Below are 25,817 nucleotides of genomic sequence, written 5' to 3'. Positions count from 1 at the left end.
CCAAAAGGTGTCATATTTCCTACAATGCAAAACCGAACCCGCTTGCCCGGTTGTTTACCGCTAGGGTGCCGCTGCGTAAAAACCAATTAACCGGTTCTTAATCTTTGGTTTTGGGGGGCCGGGCCGACAATAGTCGTCCAGTCTTTTGGGGGTACAGGATGTTCTTCAATCGCAAATTGCGCGATACTCTGTTTGCTTCGGTTTCTGCGGGAACGCTCGCTGCCGCTTCTTCGGCGCTCGGCAACCCGCTTGATCCGACGGTGGTCACAGGCGATGTGACGATCTCGGGCACCGGCACCGATCATGTGATCATCCAGAACGACTCCATGCGGTCGGTGGTTGACTGGGACTCGTTCTCGATCGGGGCGGGGGAGACAACCTCGATCAACCAGATCGCCAATGAGGCCGCCATCCTGAACCGGGTGACGGGCGGCGACATCTCCGAAATTTACGGCACGCTGGAATCCAACGGCCAGGTTTACCTGATCAACGAAAACGGCATTCTGATCGGTGAAAGCGGGCTGGTGGACACGGGCGGCTTTGTCGCCTCGACGCTCAACGTCTCCAATGCGGACTTCCTCGGTGCCGGCGACATGCTGTTTACCCAGGGCATTGAAACCGGCGGCGGGATTACCGTTCACGGTACGATCCGCTCTGTTACCGGCGGCGACATCTTCCTGCTGTCGCGGGAAATCGAGGTCGGCGAGACCGGCAAGATCAGTTCCAATGGCGGCTATGTGGGCCTTGGTGCCGGCGAGGAAATCCTGCTGCGCCCGGTTGATTCGGGCGACGGGCGCATTTCCATCCGCGCCGGCAAGGGCAAGATCGTCAATCGCGGGCATGTTGAAGCGGCGGCAGCCGAACTGCGCGCTGCCGGCGGCAATGAATATGCGCTTGCGATCAACAATACCGGCGTTGTTCGTGCCACCGGTGTGTCCAAAAAAGGCGGGCGGATCATGCTCACCGGCGGCGGCAAGGTACGCAATACCGGCCGCGTGGTGGCACGCAAGAAGGTCGTGGTGCGTTCGACCAGGAAGATCGTCAATCGCGGCGTGGTCAAGGCCGGCACCCCGCAGAAGGGTGGCGAGATCATCTTCGAAGCGCCGGAAATTTCGGTTGAAGCCGGCTCTGTTCTTGATGTTTCCGGAGCCCTGGGCGGTGGACGCATGTTCATTGGGGGCGGTTTCCAGGGTTCCGGTACCGATCGCGGCGGCAATGCAGTCGACATTTCGCAAAATGCGGAAATCGTGACCGTCGAAGCCGGCGCGCTGCTCGATGCCAGCGCGACGCAGTCGGGGGATGCGGGCCAGGTGATCGTCTGGTCGGATGATACCACAAGTTTTGCCGGTGATATCGTGGCAACCTCGGTCGACGGCACTGGCGGCTTTGCCGAGGTTTCGGGGAAGGACACGCTTTCCTTCCTGGGTACCGCCGATCTGCGGTCAGAAAATGGTCAGTTCGGTACGCTCCTGCTCGATCCGGGCGGGTTGACGGTTTCGACGGCCGCTTCCGGCGGCAATAACCTCAACGACACCGATGTGGAGACGGCGCTCGGTTTTGCGAATGTGGTCATTACCACCGTAGGGGCTTCGACCGGCCTTGATACCGATAATGCCGATACTGATAACGACAACACCACCGGTCAGGATGTAACCGCTTCCGATGCAGGCACGGGAGATGTCGATTTTCTTGCCGGTGTCGATATCCAGTGGACCGCCGATACGTTGCTTGAGGTCAATGCCGAGCGTGACATTAATGCTCTGGATGACGTCATTATCCAGCATTCAACCGATGGTACTGTAACCGGCGCTGACGGCGTGCGGTTCCTGGCAGCTGGCGACATCAACATCGGGTCTGCCGCCGGGCGTACGGACGACGTCGCCATTGGTTCGGCGTTCGGCCAGACGACGATGGTCGCCGGTGATTCAGACTTTGACGGTGTTGTCGATCTTGCGACCGGCAGCGTCAATGTTTTGGGCGGGGATGCGAGTCCTTCGATTGCCCAGATCGGCTTCAACCAGGGATCGGCCCGTGGTGATTCCGGTGCGGCAGACAACAATGGCGATATCCGGGTTGAAGCCGGTGATGCTGTCAATCTGACCGGCGGTACCGGCCCCACGGCATCGACGGCACTGATCGGTCATGGCGGGCGGCAATCGGCAACCGATGTTGCCGCGATTGTCGGCTCCGACATCACGGTTGTCGCGGGTGCGGGTGGCGTGAATCTGGCCTCTAACGGCTACTCCGGTATTCGCGGGTTTGATACCGGCAGCGCCCAGATCGGCCATGGTTCTGTCGCGTCGCGCGGCAGTGCGAGCTCCATGGGGGATATTTCCGGCAATATTTCGGTTTCCACCCGTGCGGGAACCGATGGTGATGTTGCCATCAATGATGCTGATCCGATTACCGTGAACCTGGGCGTTGATCACGCGGCAGCAGCCCGGATCGGCCACGGCGCGCTTGCCACTCAGTCCTCAGGCGCGAATTCCGCCGGTTATACCCAGGGCCGGATTGCCGGTGACATTAGCGTCACCGCCGACGGTGATCTGGTGATGGGTTTTGATCTTGCGCGTGATGCGGCCGATGGCGTGGTGACTGTCATCTCGCAGATCGGTCACGGGGCGCTTGTGCATGGCAATATTTTAAGCGTCGCCACGACAACGGCGCCGCTTGAATTCACCTTTGGCGATATCCGCGATTTCAATGACTTGGCTGAAACCGATGGCGACGAAAACACGGATTCGACCAACATCACCGTCATGGCTGACTCGGTATTGGTTCAGGCAAATTCCGCCTCGACCGACAACAGCGACGCCGCGCCGGACGACGATATCGTCAACAACTTCCAGCGTACGCAAATCGGGCACGGCTCCTTCGTGCAATCGAGTGAATCCGACCAGGGTGCCAACGATGATGCGCCGATCGACATCGTCATCACCGAAAACCGCATCGCCGGCGATATCGCGGTCTATGACACCGACCGGGACGATGACAATGGTGTGACCGTTTCGGCAAGCGTGACCGAAGGCGATGCGCCGTTGACCAGCTTTGACGTGAACATCGCCCGCATCGGTCATGGCACGGGTTCGATCATCGGCACGCAGGATGGCGGGGTTGATACGTCCGGCGCTGTGGAAACCGCTTTCAGGGGCGGAAATGTAACGATATATCAGGCACATATCCTGGGCGCCGACATTCTGGTCGACACCCAGACGCAAGGTACAGTCGACACGGCTGACGATGCCCATGAGGTCCACAACCAGGACATTACGGTGGAGAGTCTCATCGCGGCCGGCAATGCCGCAGTCACCGACAATTCCGTCAATGCGCAGATCGGCCATGGCGGCGAGATCTATGCGCGCACCGGCGATGGGGCCGATGCCGTTCAGGATGTGGACGGGGATGCCGCCGATGGCGGCGACATCACCATCTACAAGGGTACCGTGTGGGATGGCGGGTTGGAGCGCGACGACGATGCCGACAGCGATGACGACATCTCCATCACCAACACAACCAACATCGCCCTGCTGTCCTCCAACGAGGTTATCCTTGAATCCACCTCGACTTCCGGTCTTGCGGTCAACGAACGCAATTCGGGCGAAAGCCAGGTTGGCCACGGTCACCGCATCCGGGTCGTCACCGGCGATGGCGGCGTGGGCGGCGATACGGGCCGCGATGGCGGCGCGGGCGGCGACATCCTGATTATCCAATCGCTCGATGCGCGCGAATACGGCCTCGACCAGGGCAACGGCACCGGGGAATTCGACGACTATGCCTATGGGTTGCGCGGCGACATTTCCGTCACGGCGCGGGAGAGCGATGAGACAGACGGTGCCAACGCGCTGACGATCGAAACGAATGACAGTTCGGCAAATACTGCCGCCAATAATTCTTCCGATTATGCGATGCTCGGTCATTCAGATGTGATCGAACTCGTCTCCGGCGATGGCGGGGCTGGCGGCGGGCTCGGAGCCGGCGGTGTTGATAATACGGACGATCCCGGTGACAACGATGCAGACGATCCCAACGGTCAGGTCACTGCCTTTGGCGGGCGCGGCGGGCACATTGACGTGCAGCTTGGCCGGCTGGTGCATGACCAAGGTCTGGTCCTGACCAGCCGGACCCTGGCCAATGGCATGAATGCCGATGTGGTCAATTCCGCCGATCTGGGCGACAACCGCAACGGCGCCGTGCTGCTGTCGGGTGATGCCCAGGCTGAAGATCAGTTGCAGGGCGTACAGCTTGTCGAAGGTGACATCACGGTCAATGCCATTGGCCGCGTTGTGCTGGATTCCTCCGCAACCAACGGGCTTTCGGCCAACAACCGCTCGATCACCGAAAGCGTGATTGGCCACGGCCAGCGCATCTTCGCTGATTCCGGCGATGGCGGTGCGGGTGGCGACGCCAACTTCTATGCCAACGACCTGCCCGTCTATCAGAGCGAAACCGAAGGCGAGCAATTCCTCAACTACCGTTCGGGCGTTGGCGCGGTGCGCGGTGGCAATGGCGGCGATATCCGCCTGACCTCCGGCGATATCACCGACCGGCAAATCGCCGACCGCATTTCCGGCGGTCAGGCGGAAATCTATCACGATACCGATGCCGATCGGCGCGAGGACGCGCGCATTGCGCTCAATATTTCCGACACGTTTGCCGTGGACATCAATGGCGATCCCAATCCGGGAACGGTCGTGGCTGCGATTTCCGACAGTCTCGTCATCACTACCCGGGTTGACACGGGTACAGCGGAAGGCACCGGCAATGACGTGTTCGCCGGTGTGGGTCACCGGGTGCGCATGCAGGGCGAGGGCGGCAGTGGCGGCGATGGCGGCTCGACGAACACCGAGTTCGACGATGATGGCAATTCGCTGTTTGTCAACGGCGGCGGCCAGTCCGATTCGCAGGGCGCGCCCACCAGCGAGGATGGTGTGGATGAAACTGCCCTTCAGGCCGGCGCGGTCGATATCCAGCCCAATTCCTCGGGCGGGCGCGGTGGCGATGTCCTGATCGCCTCCAACAACATCAATGGCGACATCGTGGTGGTTGCCGACCGGCGGGTTACCGTCGAGACGACGGCTTCCCATGGCGAGCACACCTATGTGATCTCGACCATTGGCCACGCCACCTCGCTGGTGGCGCTGACGCAGAATGGCGGAGCGGCGGGTGTACTGTATGAGCCAGCGACGGCAGGTACGACCTTCGATGGCGGCATCATCAATGTGAACGGCACGCAAACCGGCGCCAATGCCGGGGCTTCGTCTTTCGATCATGTGCTGATCGATGGCGACCAGGACGATTCCTTCGAGCAGAGCGGGCTGGGCGACTCCGATTCAATCGAAGGCGAAGACGGTATTGCCGTGACGCCCGATGACATCGCCAACCGCCAGGGATCGACCATTCAATCGATCAACAGCGATCTGGGTTCCTATTCACCGACCAATACCGGTGCGGCCGATGGCAATGGCAACAACAGCGACGGCATCCGCACCTATCTGCCGGACGGGCCTGATTCGGTGATTTTCCACGACGAGGAAGCCGATCCGGAGTTCATTCTGGACAATGACGGCACCTTTGTTCTGAACGATGAATCCAACAATGACCTTTATTCCGATAACGCGGGCAACCTGGCCCGCTTCGGCCGGGTCGTGGCGACCTATGACCAGCACGATCCAGACACCGACAACGAGTTGAACGGTACCACCGGTTCCCAAAACCTGTTTGATGCGCGGTTTGCGACAACCCATGCGGACCGCAGGGCGCTTCAGGTCTTCGTCGACATGGACCGCGACGGCGATGTGGATCTGGTCGACTTTGACCGGGACGGCCGTCTTGACATTGTCGATGTGGACAATGACGGCTTCATGGATGTCATCGACGGGCGCGCCAATTATGTCGACTCCGGCAGTTATGTTCAGGCGGGCGACGGTACGGTCAACGGCATTACCGGACTGGGTGTGCTCGACTACGTTGCGGTAACCGGGCGCGGTTTCGAGGCCGATGGTGTATCCAGCTGGTCCATTCAGCGTGAGCTCAACACGACCGATCTCATCTCCCAGTACAATGGCGGTTCCGACACGCACTTCACCGCGCTTGTCGGCGATTTCTCGACGGCCAATGGCGGGCGCGGGGGCGATGCCTATACCCAGGCCGGCTATTCCATCGGCGACATCTCCGTTTCGACCGGAAACAACGACAATGGCGAAGCCGAGAGCTTGGTCGTCCACGCCAATCTGGATGACTATACGCCGGGTGGCGGCGATGATTACCACCGCGCCAATATCGGTCATTCGGCCGTACAATGGTCGGATGCCGGTGGCCTCTTCATACCCAAGCGTGCAGGCCGCGAAGGCTTGTCAGGCGCCTTTGACGCGCATGTTGCTGCCGATGGCGGCACTGCAGAAAATTTCGCCGTCAACGCGTCGGGTGGACGCGGCGGTGTCGGGTTCGTACGCCAGGGCCAGTTGCGGGATGTGGATCCGGATGTGGATGGCGGCGACACCGTTGAGCTGGAAGCCGATCATCTGGTCGGGCACATTTACATCAATACGCCCAATGCGCTGGACAATTCCGTTTCCAATGACGCCAAGCGGGTGGACATTCTTTCGACGGTTGACCTCGATTATGGCGACAACATCGCACTGGCCTCGCTGGGGCATCAGGCCAGCGCTTCAGCCACCGGCGGCGGGGGCGGCAACGGCGCTTCCTCACCGGGCGGAGAAGACGGCTCCAGCCAGACCGAAATTGCCAATGGCGGCAATGGCGGCGATACACGGGTTCTGCAGAACCAGATCAAGGGCGGAATCTGGCTGATGACGGGCGCCGACGACGAAGAGCCCGGTACGCCGGACTTCTCCGTTGTGATGCTGGCTGAAAACGGCTCGGCAACCAATGCCGGCAGTTCCGACAATACCATCGTGTCGCAGATCGGCCATGGCCGGATTGCCGCCTCGATTTCCGGCAGCGCCGGGGATGGCGATGACGGCCAGTACAAGGGCAATGGCGGCGATGGCGGCGATGCGCTGATCCAGCAGGATGCGATCCTCGACACCTATATCAGTGTCGACTTGGTCGATTTCGACTCAACGACCGGTACGACTGACCCTGATGGCTATTTCGGCAACGGCATGCAGATCACGGCCAATCTGTTCGAAAACTCGAACTCGATCGTGCGGGCGCAGGTCGGTCATGGCGATCTTGCCTATGCCGAAAGCGGCGATGGCGGCGATGGTTCGCCGGACTGGAACGTCAACGAGCAGCGCAACCAGACCGCCAATGGCGGCGATGGCGGTGATGCTCGCATCGTTCAGACCGGCTATGCCTATGACATCTTCATTGATGCCGGCCACAACAAGGATACCGACGGCAATGCCTTCGAACTGATATCCTCCTCGGCGAATATCAATGTCGGCAGCGATAATTTTGTGCTGGCGAGCGTCGGCCATGGCGGCATGGCGGAAGCGGTGACGGGAGCAGGCGGGGATGGCGGATTATCAGGTTCGACCAACGGCCTTCAGACGCTGGATGATCCCAACCTTGTCGATGCCGATTACAATTATAACGGCCCGACCGATGATGGCGACACGCCCTATGACATCGACGAAGATGAAAACCGTCTGACGCTGGGCACAGACCGGCGCGGCGGACATGGGGGCAATGCTCATGTGGTCATCAATCATCAGGGCACGGGACGTGATATTGAAGGCCGTGACACCGACAATGATTATGGCCGCGATGATACCAATGGCGCCGATATCACGGTCCAGACGCGCGATGTCTTCGATGCTGGCCAAATGGCCAGTGCGGGTTATGACGGCATTCTGGTGCGTTCGGTGGCCGGCCCGGGCTCCAATCAGGACCATGCGCTCTATGCCAATACGGCCCTGATCGGCCATCACGGCTTTGCCCACGCTGATGCGAGCGACGCCACTGGCGGCGATGGCATCCAGTCCGGTTTGAGCGCCACGATTTCGGAAGGCGATGGCGGCGATGGCGGTTCGGCGATTACCCAGATCGGCCAGGTCTGGGGCGATGTTTCGATTACGAATGTCGGCAATCCGGCACCGGCCGGCGATCTTGACAGTGCGGCTGCCGATACTGCGACCGACATTGTTTTCGAGGCAATTGGCGGCACGCCCAGCGATAGCGGCGATCATCGTGCCGAGGCACGGGCCGGGCATTTGACCCACGCCTCTGCCTTTGCCGGCGATGGCGGCAATTCCAGCCGCGAGGCAGGCAGTCCGCCTTCCTTCCCGGCAACGATCTCCGCCCAGGGCGGCGATGGCGGCGATGCGCTGACCTGGCAGGGCCAGCTTGCCGGTGACATTTCGCTGACAGCGGAAAACTCGATCACCGTACAGGCGCTGGATGGCGTTACCGCGGGCAACATGACGGTGGCTGCCCTTGGTCATCGCATGGAAGGCCGTGCACTGGCCGGTGATGGTGCCTTTGGCGGCACCTATGCGGGTGATTCCAACGCGCAATCGGTCTATTTCACCTATGAAGCGCTGCGCGAATTCCATGCAAGGGGTTCCGACAGCGCGGCCTACACCCAGATGTCCGGCCTGGAAAAGAAGCTGATCGATCCGGTGCTTGATTATTTTGAGAACAAGCCGGGCGAGCTGGAAGTCTTCCTCGACCGGCTGGTTGGCGACGATGCCGACGAGATTGCGGCCAACCGGCGCAGCCCGGACGAAACCTTCTTTGGCACTTCGACCGACAATGACGGCCACAATACGCTTGAGCCGGGTGAGGAAATCACCGATTACTCCGTTGCACCGCTGGTGGATGGTTCCGGCCACATGGGCGGCGACAGCAATGCTGACGATGGTGAGATTGAAACGCTTTCAGCAATCCTGGCGGCTTCCGGGCATGGCGGCAATGCTGCCGTGGTGCAGGGCTCAGTTGGGCTTGATGGTGTCTTTACCGATGAACTGGCGGCCAGCGGCAATGTTTCGCTGACAGCCTATGCATATGACACGAGCGATGCTGATCGCGGCATTACCATACTGGGTCATTCCAATGCGCTCGCCGACACGGTGCAGATTGCCCATGTGGGCCATCAGGCCGAAGCCTACAAGGTTCGCGGCGGAACCGGCTGGAACGTCGATGGGCGCAATGCCGGCGCCAACGGCATTGGCGGCGACGGCGGCGATGCGATGGTCGACCAGTATGCGCTCAATGGCGGCATCGACTTCGACTCCCGGCACAAGCTTGTGATCGCCGCACGCGATACCTCGCTGGCGGCGGACGAAACGCGGGCCTGGGTCGGGCATCGCCTTACCATCGGACCGGACAATGACGGCTATCGCGAGGACCCGGTCGTCGAGGCGGGCGAAGGCGGCTCGGAGCAATCGGTACCCTATGCCGATGGCCACAACGGCAATGGCGGCGATGTCTTCATCTGGCAGCGCGGCGTCATTTCCGGCACGCAGCGGCCCGACAGCGACCCAACCGAAGACTATTTCTACGACACGGAAATTCAGCTTTCCGCTTTGCAGGATGCCGACGATCATCAGTCGATCCTGATTGAGGCGGTCGCTTCGGCGCTTTCGGCTCCGGATGTCGAGACCCATATCGGCCATGACTTCCTGATCCATTCGGTCAAGGCGGGCGATGCCGGGCGCCAGGCGAGCCTTTCCGGCCCCAATGGCGCAGCGGAAGGCCTGCTGGAAGGCAATGGCGGCGATATCTTCATCTACCAGTCCGATCTGGGCGCCGATATCGACATCGTCGGCCGCGATGATGTGGATGTACTCGCCACTTCGTCCAACAGCAATTGGGCACATCTGAACATCGGCCATGAGCGGACTGTTGGCCTTGGCGTTGATCATGACAATCCGCGCGCCGATGCCACTGCCTCCATCGTTGCAGGCCTTGGCGGGGACGCGGTTCCCGAGGACATCAACGATACCGATCTCGCCTCGATCGACGCGGCGGCAGCCGGCATCATCGAGGACGGGGATTCCGGCCGCATCGAGATCGTGCTCGGCGTTATCGGCGACTCCTGGGAAGACGCTGACGACAACAATGCCGACGATGATGAACGGTTGATCACGATCACCTCGATCCAGGAAGACCTGTCGGTCATTGCAATGACGGCGAATGGTACAACCTCGATCATCGAGATCGGCAACCAGCAGCAGGTGCATGCGGAAACCGGCTCTGCGTCTGAATATAATTCCACGCCCTATACCCAGCCTGCCGGTGATGCCGGCGGCGTCTATATCGCGCGCGACGACATCTATGGCGACATTCTGCTGCAGGCGATCGATGCCGACCGGGCCAATTCGGAGAATCCCACGGATGGCAAGGTCGTCGAAATTCATACCCAAACCGGTCTTGGCGCGCTGGCGGAAGTCAAGATCGGCCACGAAACCTGGTTCGATGTTCTGACCTCCAACCCCGACACGGTACGCAGTGCCTGGGGCAGGGACCGTGAGTTCCTGTTCGCGGTCAATCTTGCCGACTTCGGTGCGCTGATCGATCCGACGACCGTAGACAATGACGCGGCAGGACAAGCAACCTATGCCGATGCACAAAACGCGGTCGAGGACATGGAGGACGTCGTCCGCATGCTGGAGTACGTCATTACTCAGTATGGTGACCGCTTCCCCGCTGATGACGGCGTTGCCGACGGCGATGACCTGGGTGATTTGAACACCCTGCTTGCCGATGCCCAGACGGCACTCAACAACGCCCTTGCCGCGTTGAACTCCGTCGATGCAAGCGATCTTGAGGATGTGAACAACGGTTCGCCGACCAACGCAGACAGCGTTGAAGCGGTTGTGCGCGACGTTCAGCAAGCGGCAAATTCCATTGTTGGTGCCGCAACGGCCTTCGAGACCATTCTCGACAACGTGAACACGCAGGTCACGGGTGTTCCGAATGCTGACGAGCTGCTGGCCGATCCGGCCAAGGCAGGGGACATCGTCTATGGCGGCATGACCGCGCGGGTTCACAACATCGCGTCCCTGCGGACCTTCGAGCCGGTGGCCGACCGCAATGTGATGTTCCTTGACGATCATGATGCAACGGTTCTCCAGCCGCTCAACGACATGGGCGCGGCGCCGTTCGATCCGGGGCTTCTTGCCCAGGGCGGCGATGTTTCCGATACCGGCGTGGTACGCGGTGACATCTGGGCCTTGTCCGGCCGGGATACCGACCTGACGGGCATCACGCTGACCGACCGCGGCGATGTGATCGGCAATGATACGATCGTTGCGACCAATTTCGGTGGCACCGGCTTTACGGCGGCTGACGACATCGACGATGGCGTTGTCAAGATCACGACGCTTACTTCCAACGGGGAAACCCTGACCGAACTTGGTCACCGCAGGTTCATGTCGAACGTCACGTCCTTTGGCGGCGGCGACACCAATGGCGGTACCGACGATGGCGGCATCATGGGCGATGGTGGCTCGATCACCACCAGGAATACCACCGGCGGTGATATCACTGTCCGGGCCGAGGAAGTGGTTATTCATGCCAATGGCGGGCCTGGCGGCACCGGCGAAGTGCATCTGCTGCACTCGGCGCTGACCATGAACTATGCGACCGGCTGGTCCGATATCCAGACGCGCATGGGCAGTGGCGGCGATATTTCCAATAACACGCTGGTCTATGGCGGGCTGGATCTCGATGCCGAGCGCATCGCGACCGATATCGACGCTCAGGACCGTACGCTGCAAGCCAACGGTCTTGCCAATGAGTTCATCCACTTTGGGCATCAGGTGGCGGACGACAATCTGTCGAACTCCGACCCGGTCGAGCCGGTGCCCCAGGGCGACAGCCAGGACAATCTGGGCTCGAACCGCGGCGGTTCGATCAGTTCGGTCCAGCGCGTCTTTGGCCAGCGGATCGTCAACGGCACGACGACCTATGGCGATGTGGTCAATATCGGCCTGGATGTGAACGGCGATGGCATGGTCAGCGATCTGATCATCGAAACTCTTGGCGCCGGCCAGTCCGATATTCGCCTTGGTCATGGCGAGGATGAGGATACGCTCGCTGCCTCCGTCTTCCACCGCGGGGTTTCCGGCGGTCAGCCGGCTGCACCGCGCAGCGGTGGTTTTGCCGATCCCGACGCACCGCTGGTGGCGAGTGGCGGGGTTTCCATCACCGATGACGGCGACTGGGTGACGCTTACCCAGGAAGTAGACGGCGATATTCGCATCTCGCAGGTCGAGGACCTGGAGATCAAGGCGCTCGGTGCGGCAGACAACGACATCTGGATCGGTCATGACGCCGAACAGTTCGGCCAGTCAGGCCAGGTCAATAATCCGCCAAGCGTTCTGCAATATGGCGAGCGGGTCACCGTCACCCAGACGGTGATGGGCACACTCGACATTCAGGCAACCTCCAGCTTCTTCGGACAGTTGGGCGGTGCGGCAGGCAATGACTGGCATTTAGGCCACGAGGCGACGCAAACCGCCTTTTCGGCCGATGACAGCGCCGATCCTTCGGACTTCGAGGATGACGATGCCAATGGCGTTGCCGATGGCAATGGTGCCAGCGCCGGAGCGGTCAATGACGACTTTGACCAGCCGGACATCCTTGCCAGCCAGTTGATCCAGTCGGAGATTTCGATCGTTACCGGTGAAATCACCCTGCAGAACGACAAGGGCGCAGATTCCCAGCTTCAGGTAGGCCACGAGGCCTTCCACATTGCCTCGGTGGACGGGGACAAGACCCATGCAGCAACCGATGTCAACTCGCCGGACCGCAGTACGGGCCATGTGGTGGCCACGTCGCGGATCAACCCGGGTGATGCTACCAATGATGAGGACGACATCATCCTGACGGCGACCGGTGCGACCGGCCAGACCGATACGGTTGTGGTCGCAGTCAATGGTACGGAAGGCGATATCCAGATCATCAACACGGCAGTTGGCGAAACGCGGGTCGGGCACCGCTCGACCTCTACCATGACGGACGGTCTGCTCAATGCCGAAGGCCAGTACAGCACGCTGCAGGCGATCGGCAATTCGGCGGACACCGATAGCAATGAGGAGGTTGATGACACCAGTCAGGCCGTTATCGCCCTTAATGCCGTACAGGACATCGTTGTCGACAACCAGGCGGCTGGCAGGGCGCAGGTTGGCCACTTCATCACTGAAGAAGGCACGCTGCAGACCAATCCGGTTGATGCGGATGACGACATCTCTACCGGTCCGGCTGCCGACCACGGCGACAGCCAGTTGCGCCAGATCATTGGTTCCGACGTGCTGATCGGCAGCAATGCCAGTCAGGGTTCGGGCGGTACCGGTACCGGTGGCGCGGGCAACAACTTCGTCCTGTCGGCAGGCAGCGGCGATGCGCTGATCGGCCATAACAGCCCTGACAGCAATCAGTGGCAGGTTGAAGGCATGGCGCCGGATGCGCGGCGGGTGACGGTCCAGTTGCTGGATGGTGACATCACCGTGGAAGCGGGCACAGATGCCGATGCCGATGCGCCGGATGGCACGGTGCTGGCAAGTGCAGCGGCTGCCATTGCCGACGAAACCGGTACGGGCGATGATTTCCTGATCATCACCGGCACGGGCGAAGCGCGCATCGGCCACGACCAGGCAAACACGCCTGGCGGCGCCGGCAACCGCACGCAGGCTTCGGCCGGCGACATCTGGGCGCGGGCTGGCGGAGACATGCATGTGCTTGGCGGCGCCGGAACCTCGGCCATCGGCCATGAGGATTACAATTTCGACGACTCCTCGGCCAATGCAGCAGCGCCCCATTCGGCCTTGCCGGAAAGCCTCGGCACCGTTCGCGACCGCATTCGCGGGAACACAACGGTCGGTGCAGGCCAGAATTCGGCACCGGAAGACTCAACGCTGATTGCCGATATCATGGTGTTTGACGCCCAGGGCGGCGCCGTCGATATCAACTCCGGCTATGGCGGGCAGGGCGATGCTGATGTGGATGGCGAGTTGCGCTTCTTCCTGCCGGCGCAGGAAGGGCTGACCATCGTCAGTCCGGTTCGCTTCAACGATAGCGTGTCGAATACCGACATGACCTTCGATCGCACGGGCGACCCGTCCAATGTCTTCGAAGGCCAGGGCGGCAACGATCATGAGCACGATTTCACCTTCATGAGTGAAACGGCGCCTTACACCGATCAGTATATCGGGCTGGGCAACTTCACCTTCTATTTCGAGAGCACGCCGCAGGAGGGCTTCACCTACTTCCCCGAATACACGCCGTATATCAACCTGATCGATCTCGATCCGGGCTTTGCGGTAGTACTCGACCGCGAGGGCGGTTCGAAAGGGCAGGGCACGGTGAACATCGGAAACCTGGAAGGCAAGAACTATCTGGGTACCTCCAGCTTCGACATTGCTTGCGAGGAAGACAGCTTTGGCAGCACTGCCGATGTCGATGAGGAGAGACTGCAAGAAGAATGCGAACGTGTTGTCATCTCCCATCAGGGTTCGCCGACAGGCTTCGGTTCCAATTGGGGCTTTTCGGCAACGGCCGGGGGTAATCAGACCTTCGGGCACGGGCTTCCGGACGATCTGGAAGAAGTGTCTGCCAATGGCAGCTTTGGTTACACCGTTCCGGTTTCCGGGGAATTGCGCCAGCCGTCATTGATTACACCGCAGCGGCTTACGGCCAACCAGAATGGCTATGGCGTAACCACCGCGCAGCACAGGCTTCCGGCCTGGCAGAGCGGTGCGTTGTATGAAACCGCTCAGGCCGAGCCATTGATGACCAGCGCCTATGCGCCGGTGATCGGCGGTTCAATGAGTGAGGCTGAAATCTCGTATGCGCCTGGCGACAGCTATGGCGAATATATCACCGGCGAGAGTATTTATCGGGAAATGCAACAAGCAAACTATCCTGATGCGATCTCTTATGCTTCAAGTTACACAGTGTTTGTCCAAAGACCTCTTTAATGAGGCGGACCGGTAAAGCGTAGAAAACAGGGTTAGGAAATACAAATGTCAGGCAAGATGTTGGGAATGGGCGTTGCGGTTGCCGCGATGACCATGGGGGTAATCTCCACGGATGCCATATTCCACCCCGGAGTGGCTAATGCGCAGGCATTAGATCCCATTACGCAGGGGATAAAGCGCGATCCGAACAATGAGGTTCGCCTTGATGCGCGGGATACGATCGAGGTATCTGAGGATGAAACGCAGATCCTGCCGGTGCTGAAGGGCGTTGTCATCGTCAACAGCCCGGGGCAGGTGGCCGAAGGCGGTACGAGTGCTTCCGGTGTCGAGGCGCGCGGCGATGTGGCGCCGGCCGAGGTGGTCAATGCGGCCAGTGCCTATATAGGCTCGCCGGTTTCGCTTGCCTCGCTTGACCGGATGAGCCGCGACATGGTTCTGGCCTTCCGTGACGCCGGCCTGCCCGTGGTCAATGTGGTCATTCCGCCGCAGGATGTTTCCAATGGCGTGGTTCAGATCATTGCCGTTGTCGGCCGGGTCGGTAATGTGGAAGTTTCCGGCAATACGTCCAATCCCGAATACTATGGCGAGGGCTTTCCGCTCGGCCAGGGGGATGTGGTTGAGGAAGCTGCGGTACTTGATCATCTGCGCTGGAAAAGCCGGCGTTTCCACCGCCGCGTCGATGCAGTTTATTCGCCCGGCGACAGCTTCAGCGCCACCGATCTGACCTTCCAGGTAACAGAGGACAAGCCCTGGGTGGTGTTCTTCGGTGCCGATAACACCGGCTCGGGCGGTGTTGGCGAATACAGGTTGTTCGGCGGTTTTTCGATCGGCGATCTGTGGGGGCTCGATCACGAACTTTCCTATCAGTACACCACGTCGGAAGAAGGCACTGACGCCCTTTCTGCCCATGCGGTGACCTATACCCTTCCGATCTGGCACCGGGCCGACCTGCAGCTTGCAGGCGCCTGGGTCGACAGCGGGGCGGAAACCGGTCCCGGATTTACGACGGGTGAAAGCGTGCAGCTTTCCGCCACCATCATCCAGCAGATGAACCGTCTGCGCGACTGGTCGCGGGATGCGCGTTACGGCTTTGAATACAAGAAGTCGAACAACGATTTCGAGTTCGGCGGAATTAACGCCTTCGGCAACCAGACCCAGATCGGCCAGTTCTTTGCACAGATGACCGGCCAGCGGGGCGATTCGAAGAGCTCCACCCTTGCCCATGCCGGGTTGTGGTGGTCACCGGGCGGATTGTTTGACGACAATACCGATGAGGCCTTCGACGGTTCGCGTTCGGGCGCAGGCGTACACTATGTCTATCTGAGAGCCGGTATCGATCACACGATCTTCCTGCCCGGCGACATGCGCTTTAACGCCGATGTCGATCTGCAGGCAGCATCCGACCGGCTGTTGCCGAGCGAAATGATGTATCTTGGCGGGCTGAATTCGGTGCGCGGTTTCGACGAAAATTCGGTGCGCGGCGACAATGGTTTCATCGCCCGTCTCGAACTGCAGGGACCGGCCATGCGCCTTGCCTCAAACGGCGTGCAGGATGCGTTGCGGGCCTATGCCTTCTTCGACTTCGGCGCGGTTTCGATCAATGGCACCAAGTCGGTTGGCGAGAAAAATGCACATCTTGCGGGTGCGGGTGTCGGCCTGGTCTACCAATACGACAAAAACCTGTCCGCGGAGCTGGCCTATGGCTGGAAACTGCATACACCGGATCTGGTGGATGACGATCATGATGGTCAGTTCCACTTCCGTGTAATCACCAGCTTCTGATCACAGGCAATGGCAAAACCGGTATCTGCCGCCGACGGCGAGGGTGGGCGGCCCATTGCCTATAAGGTGATTACGGTCAGCGAGCTCGACCGGATGGTTTTCGACGAGCTTGTGCGCGAAAATGCTGCCAGAGCCGAGCCTGGCGAAAGCGGCAAATACGTCATAACCAACAAGGAACTCGCCCATTCGGGCGTGGTCATGCCGAAAGTGCTCAACCGGCTCGGAAAAAAGGGCTGGGTGCTGGAGGCAGTCAACAAAATGGAGTGTTATATCTTCAGCTGTGCCCAGCCGGCTGTTGGTGTGGAATACAAGGTTCTTACCCCGGCGGATCTTGACCGCTCCGCCATCGTGCGGCTGGAAAAGTCCGGCGCCCTTGCCCTGCATCATTTCGAAGGGCAAACTCCGGCGATGGAAGTGGTCGATGCTTCCGCCGCCAAAATCCAGAATGTGCTGCCAGAGCTTCTCGGCAGTCTGGCCAGCGAGGGATGGCGGCTAAGAGCCGTCAGCGGTCCCCAGCTCTATTTCTTTACACGCCCCTTGAAGGGGAACAAACAATCAGGAACGGCAACATGAAATCGATCATCACACGAAGCGGCGTATTCGCAGCAGCAGTCTTCAGCATGGCAACCCTGGGCGTTGTCTTTGCCCAGGAAAATCCCACGCCCGGGCGGTCCACGGAAGCATTCCAGGACTGGAGCGTGGAATGCACCAAGGTGCCGGCAGCCGCCAAGGCGGAAGAAGGCGAACAGGAAACCGGCGATGCGGCTGCCAAAAAGCCCGAGGAAACGCGGGTTTGTGAGGCGGTGCAGGTATACCGCAACAACAAGACCCGAAACGAGATTGCCCGTCTTGCCTTTGCCTATGCGAAGGGCAAGGATGACAAAGAAGCCAAGTTGAAGGCCGGATTGCGGGTTATCGTCGATGTTTCCTTCAAGTCTCAGCCGAAGCTGGCCGATGGCGATACTGCTTTGATGGAAGGAAAGTTCAGCCGTTGTGCAGGCAAATACTGTTATGCCGAATTCACCATTGGCAAGGACGGCACCAAGGCACTTGAAGAGGCCAAGAAGGCTGCACTGCAGTTTCCGATCAGTTCCGGTCGGGTCATCAGCATCAACGTTTCGCCGAAGGGCTTGGCGGATGCGCTGAAAGTGCTCGAAGGCAGAAACAAGTCGTAACAGCGTCAGGTCGGAGTAATCAAAGCCATGAGCAAGGCAACGAAGGCTGCTTCCGGCAGCGCAAAAGCCAAACCCGCCTCCGGCGGCAAGGCTGCATCAACAAAGCCGGCTGCCGCGAAGGCAAAACCTGCTGGCGAACGTAAGACTGCGCCTGCTGCAAATTCTGCGGGCAGTCAAAGCAAGGCGGCCAAGAACGGTGCGGGAAAAGCCGCCGGTGCGCCGGCTGAAGCACGCAAGACAATGTATGGCCCGGTAAGTGTGCTGAACGCCAAGGAGCATGGCGGGCTGCAGCTTTCTCCCGCGCCAGATCACCGGTTTGCGGAGAGCATGAATTCGGTGGTTCTTGCGGCTGCCGAGTTTCCGCAAGCTGCGCTGCATTACCCGATCGTCTTCGCAGAAGCCGATGGCAATTGGAGCGCCTACGCGGTGACAGGCCATACCAATGGCAAAAACAGCTTTATCGGCAAAGACGGCAAGTGGCTGGAAGGGACCTATATCCCGGCGCTTATCAGGCGCTATCCCTTTGTGCTGGTGGCCGATAGCAGCCAGCGCAACCTTTCGCTGGCCGCCGATCTGTCGAGCGACATGCTGAAGGGCAAGAAGGGCGCAAAACTGTATGACGACGGCAAGCCGTCGCAGACCGCAGCCAACATACTGCGGTTCTGCGTTTCCTTCGATAATCAGTTGAAAGCATCGGGCGATCTTTTCAAGCGCATCGCGGATAGCGGAATTCTGGTCTCCAGAAGGGCCGATGTGACCCTGCCGGACAACACCAAAAGCGCCATTGTCGGATTTCATGTCGTCGACGAGCAGAAACTGGCCGATCTTGATGACGACGCGTTCTTGAAGTTGCGCAAGGACGGTGTTCTGAACCTGATCTATTGCCATTTGTGGTCGATGCGCAGCTGGAAGAACATTCTCGCCTAGTTCGTTCATGCTTCGTCAGAATCACGAGAACTGCTTAATGCGTTGATTTTGTTTGCGCATTCAGGTTTTCGATTCCCTGAATGCCTGAATTGCTCCAGTTCGGGTTTGGCGTTTTTTTGCGGGGCAGCCGGATTCTACACCAGATTATGCATTCGGATGTCTCCCGCCATGTATGCAGTGCATGACGCAGAATGGTTTGTACCGGGCGTAAAAGGCTTTAAGTTCATCGGGTATTGTTGCTGATTCCTGCAACGGCTTCCTCCGGTTTTCCGCCTGCTCATTCCCTATGCGCCAGCCCAAGATACTTACAGCGCTCAAGACCTATTCCTGGCGGCTTTTCGTTTCGGATCTGGCCGCCGGAGCGACGGTTGCGACGGTGGCGCTGCCCCTCAGCCTTGCAATTGCCATTGCCTCGGGTGCCGATCCGGCGGCAGGGCTGGTTACCGCGATCGTCGCGGGTTTCCTGGTCTCGCTTCTGGGCGGCAGCCGGGTACAGATTGGCGGGCCGACGGGTGCCTTTATCGTCGTGGTGTTTGGCGTCATCGCCGAGCACGGTTATGACGGGCTGGTGCTGGCGACCTTCATGGCAGGCTTCATCCTGCTTGTTGCCGGCTATTTCCGGGCGGGAAACCTAATTGCCCATGTTCCCGAAGCAGTCGTCAACGGATTTACAATCGGTATTGCCATCATCATCGCGACCAGCCAGTTGAAGGATTTTCTCGGGCTTGGCCTTGCCGAGGTGCCTGCCGATTTTCTGGAGATCGTTCCCGCCCTCTGGGATGCCCGGCTCAGTTTCAATCTTGCGGCCTTCATCATTGCGGTTGCTTCGGTTCTGCTGATCGTTTTCCTGCGCCGTCTGGCACCAAGCCTGCCCGGGCTTGTTGTTGCCGTCGGCATTGCTTCTGCTGCAGTGGCGTTTTTCATGCTTCCTGTTGATACGCTCTACTCGCGGTTTGGCGAATTGCCACGGCAACTGCCCTGGCCACAGGTGCCCGTCATCACCACAACGCGGCTGATCGAGCTGTTTCCCTCTGCCATGGTGATCGCCTTTCTTGCCGGCGTTGAATCACTCCTTTCGGCCATGGTTGCCGACCGCATGATCGAGGGGCATCATCGCCCGAATGCCGAGCTTACCGCACAGGGGGTAGCCAACATAGCTTCGGCCCTTTTTGCCGGCCTGCCTGCCACCGGAGCAATTGCCAGAACCGCAACCAACATCAGGGCAGGGGGCAGGACGCCGGTTGCCGGCATCGTCCATGCCGTCGTCATCCTGCTGGTCATGCTGGTGGCAGCCCCACTTGCCGGTTACCTTGCCATGCCGGCACTGGCTGCGCTTTTGTGTGTCACCGCGTGGAACATGAGTGAGCCGCACAAATGGCGTGAATATGCCCGCGGGCCATTGAGCGATCGATTACTTCTGCTGCTCACCCTGGTGCTGACGGTGCTGGTTGACCTGACGGTGGCGATCGGCGTAGGCGTTTCCATCGGCTTGGCGCTGCGTCTGTCACGGCGCAAGACTGCCGAAAGCGACTGGACCCCGCCCGACCGGTGAGGTGTTCGCAAACGCCGGTGAGTAGCGGATACGCAAGTTCAAGCCATGTCTTCGGCCGATCGAATTCTTTGGTGAGGGCTTAATGCTCTTGTGATGGCGATGGCAGAACAGCCGGTCGGAAGACCCGGCACTCAGCCGCGTTCCGCGCTTTCCAGCAATCTGGAGATATGATTGTCCCAGTGAAGGTTGTGGCTTTGGTTCCCGAACTTTCCCAGTTCGCTGGAAGCGGCAAGCCCCTTGGCAGCGCCCGCAAGGCCGCAAGCCCTGGGAAATTCCCTGATAATGGCCTGTGCATTGAACCTGGTATCCAGTTCGACAATGCTGCCGCCTTTGGGGCTTGTGAAGCCAACCTTGTTGCCGTCCTGTGAAACCGCAACCGAACCGACATATCCCGACAGTGCGGCGCGGGCCGGCTTGAACAGTGCCAGATTGATCAATTCCCCGCCGGGCGAGAGTCTGAATATGGGGCTTGGCGCTTTCAGCAAGTCACCCTGAAACTGGCCACCGATCCATAGCGTTTCGTCCCGGCCCATAGTCATGTGCCGCAGGGACATTCGCTGGAACGCCGGCGGCAGGACAAATGTTGCAACCAGATGTCCGCTGCTGGTGTCGATCAGGGCAAAATTCGACTGCATTTCAGGAAGGTTCAATTTCTGCCTGCCGCTGGCGGGGTGGGTTCGGATGCCGCCATTGGCAACAGCAAGCAACCGGCCGCCGCTCATCAGGACCATCTCGTGCGGTCCAACGCCGTAGCTTTCGAATTCTCCAACGCGCTGGAATTCATCGCTTGCATCATAAATTCCGATCTTGCCATCACCTGTTTCAAAATCATTTTCGGTTGCATAGAGCAGTTTCCCATCGGCGGAGAATGCGCCATGCCCGTAGAAGTGCCTTCCTTCGGGCGCGTGAAACAAGCGCGGTTTGTGCCGGTGCAATGGATCGATCGCAACCGCGAACATGCCGGGGCGGCGCGCAAATCCGACAATGTGTGTGTTCGAAGGCGAGGCGGCAAAGCCGTGTGCACGGCCAGGCAGCGGTTCGAAATGGACAAGACCGCCGTTCTCATCAAGCAGAGCAAATCCGAAGTTCTTTGTGCTGTCCATGTAGCCGGAAATGAACACCGCTTTTGCATTTATCAGCCGCTCTGCCCTTGCCGGAGCCAAGCTTGCCAGAAATGAGGCACCAGCAGATGCCAAAAAAGCGCGCCGGCCGATTTCCCGCTGTCTCAATCGCCATCTCCAAATGAAAACCCGGCCGCAAGGCCAGTGGCGGGGGCGACCTCATTGTTAAGCCGCGTGATGATGAAACCGATGGAAAGCTGCAGATAACCCAGTTTGTTTCGCTGGGCCGGATCAGCGATGATTGTTTCAGCCGAAGGGTTCATGTTGCGGGCGGTTTTCAGGCTTTGCTCGAATTCAAACCGGACCTGGTCGGCCAGATGGGCTTGCTCTTCGGGAAGAGCCCGTACCAGGCCGCTTTGTTCGAACAGCGAGTGCAAACCGGCCAGATTTTGCGTTATGGATGCGGTGGTCAGCTTCGACCTGCGAAAGACGGCGGCTCTCGGCCGGTCTCGGCCAGGTTCCCGCAGGAAATACCCGATGCGGATATCGCGTATTGCTTCAAGCCCATGGATCAGCGTTCCCAGAACGAAGTTGAGGGCTTCGCGGCCGTTGCGAAAAAGCGGGTTCTGCCTGCCGGGGGAGACAAAGACGGCAGCAAGCTTGCCGTCTGCCTGCCATCCATGGCGAAGTTCGTTGGCAATATGTGAAAGGTTGTCTGCAATCGCCCCTGCATAATTGCAGCGAAACGGACTGCCGCTGGCTGCAAGGGTGTCGGCACCCTTCCCATGCAGAAGGTATTCCAAAGCGCCCAATCCTTGCATGGCAACGCTCAAACGCGAAAGTGTAGCCGGGTTCGCAGCCTTGCTGTCCTGCCGGGACAGCGCTCTTTGGACCTGTTTTAGACCGGTGCTCTTGCGGTCGGGATAAAACAGGAAGCGCTCCAGCCTGTTTTGCTGCATGACTGGACCCACACGCAGCCATTCGATCCTGGCCCAGGACAGTGCCAGATTGGCGAATTGCGCGCGTGCCTGCTCCAGCCGCGCCGGCGATGGCTCGAAACAGAGCATATCAACCCTGTTGGAGAGCGAGGCGGCTTCTTTGGACAGATTTTCGTAGGAGGGGATAATGTAACTGGAAAGCATGTCGCGCAGAATTTCGTCCGCACTTTGCTGCTGTGCAGTTGCCCCGCTGCAAAGGGGGAGGGAAAATGCAAAAACAAGAATCCACCGCAATGCTCTCATCACAGGCTTTCCAGAAATGCGATGAGAGCATCCCGGTCCTTCTTGTCGAGTTGTGAAAATCCGTCACGAGCAGGTTGAGCCTCACCTCCGTGCCAGAGAATGGCTTCAGTGAGATTTCTTGCGCGCCCGTCATGCAAAAGGAACGTGTGTCCCGAAACCGTCCCGGTAAGGCCGATGCCCCACAAAGGCGGGGTTCTCCATTCCCTGCCATCGGCAACGCCAACCGGCTGCCCATCGGCCAGGCCATCGCCCATGTCATGCAGAAGGAAATCGGAATAGGGCCATATCAACTGGAACCGATGCGCAGGGTTTTCGGCCTTTCGCGAAGTTACATATTTCGGGGCGTGGCAGGAAGCACAGCCAATACCGTAGAAGAGTTCTTTGCCCCTCAGCACCTCTTTGCCGGCAGCATCCCGGCGGGCCGGTACTGCAAGGTTTTCCGAATAGAAGGTAACAAGCTCCAGCACCGGATCAGGTGCTTCGCTATCGCCAAGGTTCTTCTGTACGCCTACCGGCATTGCAAGGCAGTCAGCCTGGGCTGCCGTGCAGTCACCGTGTGAATTCGGGACATCGGGTGTCGATATGCCGATATCGCCGGCGAACGCACCGGCAGATTGCTGGCGAACCGTTGGGTTTTGGGCCTTCCACCCGAAACGTCCCAGAACCAGGTCGCCGTTTGCATCGCGCACAATGGCAGGCTTGCCCGATATGCCATCGCCGTCTTTGTCTGCGGGGTCTGCATTTTTGAGAATGTCTGCGGGGTGGATTGCCTGGACCAGGCCCAGCCCGATCATCGGCGGCGCAATTCTTGGCGAGAGGGTCGTATGCTCATCAAGCGGACCATATGCAAGGTCCTCTGCGGAATAGACGGGCCGGCGAAGATTGACAACGGTCCCATCGCCAAGGGTGACGGGTTCATTCTCGTATGTGATGGCCATGTGGCCTTCGGCCTTCAGGCCGGGTACTGCCAGGTCCTGCAACTGGCCACCATAGACCGGGTCGGGGAAGTTCGGGCGAACGAACGTTTCCAGTTCCCGGCGCTCCTCTTCCGTCACGGGTCCGCGTGCCAGTCGAAGAAACATCGAAGTTGCATCGCTGTCGCCTTCCGGCGGATGACCTCTTCCATCCTTCAGGTGGCAACTCTGACATGCGCGCGCATTGAACAGTGGTCCAAGCCCGTCCGAGGCCTTGGTTGATGCCGGCGTTGAGACCCACAGCTTGCGGAACAGCGCATTGCCGAGCTTGAACTGCTCTTCTTCAGCAAAGGTCAGGTTTGCGCCTGATTGCGAAAAAGCATCCCGGTTGACGATCTTGGTTGAGGTCCCCGCACCGCCCTGCATCACTTCAAAGGCTTCCGGTTTTTCAAAGCCGGAAGCGGGAGCAGTTACCGCTTCAACACGCCTGCGATCCTTGCCATTGAGGTCATCGCGGCCGGGCCATTTCGATTTTAGCGACAACATCGCATCTGATACCGCCGCCTGCGATGGATTGAAGGCAGGTGCATCGCCGGATGTCTGTGAAGCTGCTACAGCAAGCCCGCTTACCAGCGCTGCAAGCACTGCGCCTGTGATTCCCGCAGCTTTGCCGGTGGCAGTTTTCCATGCTGGCCCGTTCTTCGGGCGCGTAAGGCAGTGCAAAGTCCACCCGGCCAGGGTTTTGATTGCTTGCCAGGAAACCGTCATGGTTTGCTTTCCCTATTCCGTTTCATCGGCCGCAAGCGCGTTTCGTTGGCCGCATTTGGCTTCACCCGGCTTTTCAGGCAGTCCAGGCGGGGTTTCCGGCAGATATCCAGGGATTTTTGTGCAACTCTCCAAGGCTTTCTGATCGAGGAAGCCATTGACGACTTCCCCGATTTCGGATTCCCGGATCAAATTGCAACTCCAGAAAATCACGCCAGGCACCTGCAGATCACTGGAAAACAGCGTTCGGGTTGTCGAGACTGTCGGAACCTTCCAGTTCGATGGCTCCCAACTCAAGTGCGGTAATCGCCCTTTCGATCGACTTGGTTTGCTTGATCAGTCCGTCGATTGCGGCCTGAACGACTGCGTTACCTTCGGTATTGCCGGAGGCGATCATCTGGTCATAGGCCTCGGTGGATTGTGCACGCTGTGCCATCGCTTTCATGGCCTGGAGCGTTGCCTCCAGATCAGCCTTTAACTCCTGGTCAACTGCAGCGTCCTTGGCAGCTACAAGTTCTGCAATCGAGGGCCCGGAAACCGTGCTTCCGTCCGGCCGCACATAGGTACCCATATAGACGTTCATGATGCCCACGGTATCGTAGAGATGAGAATTGTGGGTATTGTCCGAAAAGCAATCATGTTCTTCTTCGGGGTCCCCCAGCAAAAGGCCAAGCTTCATGCGCTCCCCGGCCAGTTCACCATAGGAAAGCGATCCCATTCCGGTCAGGATGGTAGCCAGACCGCCGGATATTCCCTTTGCAGAGAGTTCGGCGCGGGCAGCGCCACCTTCAGCCCAGTTGGCGGCCATTTCTTCAAGATCTGCAACCAGAAGATCGGATGCTGCAGCAAGATATTCGCGGCGGCGGTCGCAATTGCCATTGGTGCAGTCCTCAGTGCTGAAATCCGTCCAGGGGCGGTTTCCGGCGCCTGCATCCGTGCCATTGAGATCCTGCCCCCACAGCAGAAATTCGATGGCATGATAGCCGGAGGCAACATTGGCCTCGATGCCGCCCGCCTCGTGCAAGGTCCCCGAAATAAGGTCCGGGGTGATCTTGGAGGCATCAACCGATTCTCCATTGATCATAAGCTCGGCATTGGCGATCACATTGGCGGTAAAGAGCGCATTCTCATCGCTTTCACTGCCGTAATATCCGCCATCGACATAGTCGATCAGGCCTTCGTCCAGCGGCCAGGCGTTCACCCGGCCTTCCCAATCATCCACGATCGCGTTTCCGAACCGGTAAACTTCGGTCTGCTGATAGGGTATGCGGGATGCCAGCCAGGCTTGCTTCGCACCTTTCAGGGTTTCTTGTGAAGGCTTGGCAAGGAATGCTTCAATTGCCCGGTCAAGCTGCTTCGCGGCTGCCAGGGAATCTGAATACTTTGCCTGTGCGATGGCGGCATAGTGATCGATCACCGCTTGCGGTGTCACTTCCGCATATACCGGCATTGCCAGACCGGCGGCCAAAGCCGTTCCTGCCAGGAGTTTCAATGCTGTCTTTTTCATGAATG

General features: G+C 59.4%; 10 protein-coding genes. 6 read left to right on the top strand and 4 right to left on the bottom strand.

The annotated features are described in order from the left end of the window. Positions 1–158 precede the first annotated feature (158 nt). The 6 genes from BVL55_RS09245 (at position 159) to BVL55_RS09220 (ending at position 20,324) form a co-directional block, all read left to right on the top strand. Entirely contained in the window at positions 159–14,888 is a 14,730-nt protein-coding gene (locus BVL55_RS09245) for a filamentous hemagglutinin N-terminal domain-containing protein (protein WP_075996649.1), read from the top strand. A gap of 45 nt (positions 14,889–14,933) precedes the next feature. Next, positions 14,934–16,670, top strand: a complete 1,737-nt coding sequence (locus tag BVL55_RS09240; RefSeq protein WP_075996648.1) for a ShlB/FhaC/HecB family hemolysin secretion/activation protein — start codon at positions 14,934–14,936, stop codon at positions 16,668–16,670. 9 nt (positions 16,671–16,679) lie between these two features. After that, positions 16,680–17,243 carry a hypothetical protein gene (locus tag BVL55_RS09235; protein ID WP_075996647.1) on the top strand — a complete coding sequence of 188 codons (564 nt, stop codon included), beginning with the start codon at positions 16,680–16,682 and terminating at the stop codon, positions 17,241–17,243. After that, positions 17,240–17,845: an invasion associated locus B family protein gene (locus BVL55_RS09230; RefSeq protein ID WP_075996646.1), complete on the top strand. Its 606-nt coding sequence runs from the start codon at positions 17,240–17,242 to the stop codon at positions 17,843–17,845. Before BVL55_RS09235 ends, BVL55_RS09230 begins: the two co-directional genes overlap by 4 nt. A gap of 27 nt (positions 17,846–17,872) precedes the next feature. After that, complete coding sequence (locus BVL55_RS09225; RefSeq protein ID WP_075996645.1) at positions 17,873–18,772, top strand: SapC family protein; 900 nt, start codon at positions 17,873–17,875, stop codon at positions 18,770–18,772. Positions 18,773–19,058: 286 nt separating this feature from the next. Continuing rightward, a complete protein-coding gene (locus BVL55_RS09220; protein ID WP_075996644.1) occupies positions 19,059–20,324 on the top strand; it encodes a SulP family inorganic anion transporter in 1,266 nt (421 codons plus the stop codon). A 131-nt stretch (positions 20,325–20,455) separates the two neighbouring features. Here BVL55_RS09220 and BVL55_RS09215 read toward each other — a convergent pair whose 3' ends face one another. The 4 genes from BVL55_RS09215 to BVL55_RS09200 all read right to left on the bottom strand — a co-directional run bounded on the left by BVL55_RS09215 (position 20,456) and on the right by BVL55_RS09200 (position 25,812). Then, a complete protein-coding gene (locus BVL55_RS09215) occupies positions 20,456–21,553 on the bottom strand; it encodes a DUF1513 domain-containing protein (RefSeq protein ID WP_075996643.1) in 1,098 nt (365 codons plus the stop codon). Beyond that, positions 21,550–22,527 (bottom strand): imelysin family protein, encoded by a 978-nt coding sequence (locus BVL55_RS09210; protein ID WP_162841482.1) that lies wholly within the window; start codon positions 22,525–22,527, stop codon positions 21,550–21,552. Before BVL55_RS09210 ends, BVL55_RS09215 begins: the two co-directional genes overlap by 4 nt. A 98-nt stretch (positions 22,528–22,625) precedes the next feature. Beyond that, positions 22,626–24,086, bottom strand: a complete 1,461-nt coding sequence (locus BVL55_RS09205; RefSeq protein ID WP_244530640.1) for a di-heme oxidoreductase family protein — start codon at positions 24,084–24,086, stop codon at positions 22,626–22,628. Positions 24,087–24,534: 448 nt separating this feature from the next. Then, complete coding sequence (locus BVL55_RS09200) at positions 24,535–25,812, bottom strand: imelysin family protein (RefSeq protein ID WP_075996641.1); 1,278 nt, start codon at positions 25,810–25,812, stop codon at positions 24,535–24,537. Positions 25,813–25,817 lie beyond the last annotated feature (5 nt).

Origin of the sequence: Salaquimonas pukyongi, assembly GCF_001953055.1 — a bacterium.
GTDB lineage: Bacteria > Pseudomonadota > Alphaproteobacteria > Rhizobiales > Rhizobiaceae > Salaquimonas > Salaquimonas pukyongi.
Note: the sequence above shows the minus strand (reverse complement) of the source record. Positions and strands in the feature narration are given on the sequence as shown.